4 protein-coding genes are annotated in these 5,326 nt (G+C 72.9%); 1 reads left to right on the top strand and 3 read right to left on the bottom strand.

Annotated features, from left to right (window positions below):
* A partial coding sequence (locus C1I97_RS30625) for a lytic transglycosylase domain-containing protein (protein WP_146608343.1) occupies window positions 1-1,023 on the bottom strand: 1,023 nt, incomplete at its 3' end.
* A gap of 193 nt (window positions 1,024-1,216) precedes the next feature.
* Here C1I97_RS30625 and C1I97_RS30630 point away from each other — a divergent pair.
* Window positions 1,217-2,101, top strand: coding sequence for a DUF4184 family protein (locus C1I97_RS30630; RefSeq protein ID WP_111006344.1), 885 nt, complete (start codon window positions 1,217-1,219; stop codon window positions 2,099-2,101).
* Here the strand turns inward: C1I97_RS30630 and C1I97_RS30635 are convergent.
* Window positions 2,013-2,432, bottom strand: a complete 420-nt coding sequence (locus tag C1I97_RS30635; RefSeq protein WP_181446991.1) for a hypothetical protein — start codon at window positions 2,430-2,432, stop codon at window positions 2,013-2,015. The two genes, C1I97_RS30630 and C1I97_RS30635, sit on opposite strands and share 89 nt — an antisense overlap.
* A 94-nt stretch (window positions 2,433-2,526) precedes the next feature.
* The gene (gene polA / locus C1I97_RS30640; RefSeq protein ID WP_111006345.1) at window positions 2,527-5,253 is read right to left on the bottom strand and encodes a DNA polymerase I; all 2,727 of its coding nucleotides are present in this window, start codon (window positions 5,251-5,253) and stop codon (window positions 2,527-2,529) included.
* Between the last annotated feature and the right edge of the window lie 73 nt (window positions 5,254-5,326).

Raw genomic sequence — 5,326 nt, forward strand, 5'->3', positions numbered from 1 at the left:
GGTCGGCGGGGTCGGCTGGGCCGGCTTGGGCGGCTTGGACGGTGTCGGAGGATTCGGGCTCGGGCTCGTCGTACCGCCACCGCCCGGCTTCGCCGGCTTGCCGGGTGCGGGGCTCGACGTGCCGGAGGACGGGGCCGGTGACGGGCCGGCGCCTGCCCAGGCCGTCTCGTCGCTGCGCCGGGACGGCAGCGTACCCGTGCCGTCCGGCACCGAGTGGGAGCCCTTGCGGTAGTACTCCAGCCAGGACAGGACGGTGTTCAGGTAGTCCCGCGAGTTGTTGTAGCTGAGGATCGCGCGCTCGAGGTCGGCGGCGCTGGACAGGTCCCAGCCGAAGCGGCACAGGTAGTGGCCGGCGGCGAGGGCGGCGTCGTAGACGTTGTTGGGGTCCTTCGCGCCGTCCCCGTTGCCGTCGCGGCCCGCCCAGGCCCAGGTGGACGGGATGAACTGCATGGGGCCGACCGCGCGGTCGTACGCGCTGTCGCCGTCGTAGGCACCGTGGTCGGTGTCGCTGATGTGGGCGAAGCCGTTGCCGTCGAGGCGGGGGCCGACGATGCGGGAGACGGTGGTGCCGTCCGCGTCGACGTTGCCGCCGCGCGCGTGGCCGGACTCGACCTTGCCGATGGCGGCGAGCAGTTGCCAGGGCAGGTTGCAGCCGGGCTTGGCGGCGCGCAGCTTCGCCTCGGCCTTCTTGTAGGCGTCGAGGACGGTGGCGGGTATGCCGGCCTCGGCCGGTCCCTGGACGACGGGGGTGCCGTCGGGAGTGCCGTCGGGAGTGCCGGTGGTGGGCGCCGGGCTGGGGCTGTTGAGGGGCGGCAGTTCCGTGTAGTACGGCGAGTTGCCGGTCGCGGCGCCGTCGGTGCCCGCCTCGGACCCCGTGGGGGTCGCCTCGGCGGCGGACTGTCTGCCGTGGTCGTCGACCGTGACCCCGGGAGCCTGGGACGCGGAGAGAGCCGCGACCGCCGCCGCGGCCACGGCCGTGGTCGTCGCTCCCTTGCGCAGCCTGCTGCCGAAGTGCGCCGCCATATACAGTGACCCCCTCCCGTGGACGCCTGGCGTCCGTCTGTGCGGTGACCCTACGACAACTTGCTTTCCCTCGGCACCCGTTCGTGCCCGATTTTCACCGATTGGGCACGATGTTTTGCGTGAGGTGTTACACGGAGGCCACATCGGGGTGTCCCGCATACTGGGACGCCAACAGCCTCTGAAGGGAGCTTCGTTGCCGTTCACACTGAGTCATGCGGCGGCCGTGCTGCCCGTGGTGCGCGGCGACGGGACGGGGCGGGGCCGGCTGGTCCCGGCGGTCCTCGTCGCGGGTTCCTTCGCGCCCGACATGACCTATTACGCGGCGAGTGCCGTGTCCGGCGCGATGACGTTCGGTGCGGTCACGCACTCCCTTCCCGGGGTGCTCACGCTCGATGTGCTCGTCGCCTGGGTGCTGGTGGGGCTGTGGCTGGTGGTGCGCGAGCCTCTGGTGGCGCTGCTGCCGCGCTCGCTCCAGGGACGTACGGCGGCACTGGTGCGGTGCGGGGCGCCACGCACGCGCGTGGAGGCGTCCTCGGTGCTGTGGTGGTACGTCTCCGCCGCGCTGGGCGCGCTGACGCATGTGGTGTGGGACGAGTTCACCCACCCCGACCGGTGGGGAATGCGGCAGTTCCCGCTGCTCGGGCAGCTGGTGGCGGGCCTGCCGGTCTACACGTACCTGCAGTACGGCAGCTCCGCGGTGGCGGCGGTCGTGATCGCCGCCTTCCTGTTCCGCGCGCTGCGGCGGGCGCCGGCGGGTGAGCCCGCGGGGGTTCCCGTGCTGTCGGTGCGGGACCGGCGGCGGGCCGGGGCCGTGATCGTCGGCTGCGCGGCGGCCGGGGCCGTGCAGCGGCTCGCCAGGGCCTGGGCCTTCCTGAGGGAGGCCGGGGCCGGAGCCGGAGTCGGAGCCAGGGTGAGGGACGTGGTGCCGACGCTGTGCTTCGGTGCGGGCGCGGGCCTGGTGGTGGGGCTGCTGGTGTACGCCGCCGCGGTCAGGGCGTGGCGTCCGGCTCGGGACCCTGCCGGTGATCCCGGTCCTGACGGGGCCGGTGCGGAGGCAGGTCTTCGGAGCGGTCGCTGACGGGGGCGGGGGCCGTGGTGGCGACGAAGACGGTGACGTGCCGCGCCGGGCCCGGCCGGGGCAGGCGGGCGAGGAGGAGCGCGAGGTAGCCGCGGGCGACGTCGGCCCACAGGCACCAGGGGGGTGTCTCCCCGAGGGCGGGCTCGCCGCGCGTCGGCCGGCGGCGGAGGTCCCGTGCGGCGCGGCGCAGGGTCGTCGTCAGATCGGTGGGGACGCGGGCGGTGCTCGCATCGGCCGCGAAGGGCCGGACCGATGGCGGCGGCTCGGCGGAGGGCTCGCCGGTGTCCTCCCGGATCACCGCCGGCCGGTGGTTGAGCATGCGTATACCCATGCCCGCATCCTGGCGGGCATGGGTGACGACTGCGTTTCTGCGGGGGCCACGTGAGTGACGGGCCCCCGCGGTACGGCTCCGCCGGCGCCGTCGGCTAGTGCGCCGCCGACTCCCAGTCCGGGCCCACGCCCACCGAGACGTCCAGGGGAGCCCTGAGCCGGACCGCGCCGGACATCTCGCGGCGGACGATCTCCTCGGTGGCCGCGCGCTCGCCGGGGGCGATCTCCAGGACGATTTCGTCGTGGACCTGCAGCAGCATCCGGGAGGCGAGGCCGGCCTCGCGCAGGGCCCGGTCCACGCGCAGCATGGCGATCTTGACGATGTCCGCCGCCGTACCCTGGATCGGCGCGTTGAGGGCCATCCGCCCGGCCATCTCACGGCGCTGGCGGTTGTCGCTGTTGAGGTCGGGCAGGTAGCGGCGGCGGCCGAAGAGGGTCTCGGTGTAGCCGGTCGCCCGTGCCTCGTCGACCACGCGGCGCAGATAGTCCCGTACGCCGCCGAAGCGCTCGAAGTAGGCGTCCATCAGGGCATGGGCCTCGGCCGCCTCGATGTTCAGCTGCTGGGAGAGGCCGAAGGCCGACAGCCCGTACGCCAGGCCGTACGACATCGCCTTGATCTTGCGGCGCATCTCCGGGTCCACGGCCGAGCGGTCGACGCCGAAGACCTGGGAGGCGGCCGTGGTGTGCAGGTCCTCGCCGGAGGTGAACGCCTCGATCAGGCCCGCGTCCTGGGACAGGTGGGCCATCACGCGCAGCTCGATCTGGCTGTAGTCGGCGGTCATCAGGGACTCGAAGCCCTCGCCGACGACGAAGCCGCGGCGGATGGCCCGGCCCTCGTCGGTGCGCACGGGGATGTTCTGCAGGTTGGGGTCGGTGGAGGACAGACGGCCGGTGGCGGCGACCGTCTGGTTGAAGGTCGTGTGGATACGGCCGTCCGCGGCGATGGTCTTGATCAGGCCCTCGACGGTGACGCGGAGCTTGGCCTGCTCGCGGTGGCGGAGCATGATCACCGGCAGCTCGTTGTCCGTCTGGGTGGCCAGCCACGCCAGGGCGTCGGCGTCGGTGGTGTAGCCCGTCTTGGTCTTCTTCGTCTTCGGCAGGGCGAGCTCGCCGAAGAGGACCTCCTGGAGCTGCTTGGGCGAGCCGAGGTTGAACTCGTGTCCGGCCGCCGCGTGCGCCTCCTTCACGGCCTGCTGCACCGCACCGGCGAACATCTGCTCCATCGCTTCGAGGTGGGCGCGGTCGGCGGCGATGCCGTGCCGCTCCATGCGGGCGAGCAGCGCGGAGGAGGGCAGCTCCATGTCGCGCAGCAGCTCCGCCGCGCCGACCTCCCGCAGGCGGTCCTCGAAGGCCTCGCCCAGGTCCAGGACGGCGCGGGCCTGGATCATCAGGGCCTCGGCCTCGGCGCCCTCGTCCGCGCCGAAGGCGAGCTGGCCGTCGGCCTGGGCGGCGGGGGCGAGCTCGCGGTGCAGGTACTCCAGGGACAGCGCGTCCAGGGCGAAGGAGCGGCGGCCCGGCTTGACCAGGTAGGCGGCGAGCGCGGTGTCCATGGTGACGCCCTCGACGCGCCAGCCGTGCTCGGCGAGGACCCGCATCGCGCTCTTGGCGTCGTGGAAGACCTTGGGCCGGCCGGCGTCGGCCAGCCAGTCCGCGAACGCGCCCTCGTCGGCCTCGTCCAGCTGGGACGGGTCGAACCAGGCGGCCGCTCCCCCGGGCGCGGCGAGCGCGACCTCGGCGACGGAGCCCGCGCCGAGCGCCCAGGCGTGGACGGTGGCGACGGCGAGGGTCTGCGCGCCGTGCTCGGCGAGCCAGGGCGCCAGCTCGCCGGTGCCGAGCACGGCACCGTCCAGTTCCACGCCGTCCGCGGCGATCGGGGTGGTCTCGGCCTCCTCGGCGCCCGGGTCGACGGCGAAGAGGCGCTCGCGCAGGGAGGGGTTGCGGATCTCCAGGGTGTCCAGGACCGTCGCGACGGCCTTGCGGTCGTACGGCGTGCGCGCGAGGTCGGTGACCGCCCTGGGCAGCTCGACGTTCCGCTCCAGTTCGGTGAGGCGGCGGTTGAGCTTGACGGACTCCAGGTGGTCGCGCAGGTTCTGCCCGGCCTTGCCCTTGACCTCGTCGGCGCGCTCGACGAGCTCGGCGAAGGAACCGAACTGCTTGATCCACTTCGTGGCCGTCTTCTCGCCCACGCCGGGGATGCCGGGCAGGTTGTCGGAGGGGTCGCCGCGCAGGGCGGCGAAGTCCGGGTACTGGGCGGGCGTCAACCCGTACTTCTCGGCGACCTTCTCCGGGGTGAACCGGGTCAGCTCGGAGACGCCCTTCGTGGGATACAGCACCGTGGTGTGCTCGCTGACCAGCTGGAAGGAGTCCCGGTCGCCGGTGACGATCAGCACCTCGAAGCCCTCGGCCTCGGCCTGGGTGGCGAGGGTGGCGATCACGTCGTCCGCCTCGAACCCCTCGACGGCGAAGCGGGCGGCGTGCATCGCGTCGAGCAGCTCGCAGATCAGCTCGACCTGGCCCTTGAACTCGTCCGGCGTCTTGGAGCGGTTCGCCTTGTACTCGGCGAACTCCTCCGAGCGCCACGTCTTGCGGGACACGTCGAACGCCACCGCGAAGTGCGTGGGCGCCTCGTCACGCAACGTGTTGGCCAGCATCGACGCGAAGCCGTAGATCGCGTTCGTCGGCTGCCCGGTCGCGGTCGTGAAGTTCTCCGCGGGCAGCGCGAAGAACGCGCGGTAGGCCAGCGAGTGTCCGTCCATGAGCAGCAGTCGTGGGCGGCTGCCGGCGGGGAGGCTGTCGGTCTTCTTCGATGCTGTATCTGCCACGTCCCCGATCCTGCCACGGACCGCTGACAGTCGGTGCCCGGTGCCTGCGGGGGTGGGGTGAGGGGTCCCCGCC

Source organism: Streptomyces sp. NTH33, from assembly GCF_003236365.1.
Taxonomy (GTDB): Bacteria; Actinomycetota; Actinomycetes; order Streptomycetales; family Streptomycetaceae; genus Streptomyces.

What these genes read in the sequence shown, in the direction of transcription:
- C1I97_RS30635 (WP_181446991.1), bottom strand. Translation starts at nt 2,432, where the DNA reads ATGGGTATACGCATGCTCAACCACCGGCCGGCGGTGATCCGGGAGGAC.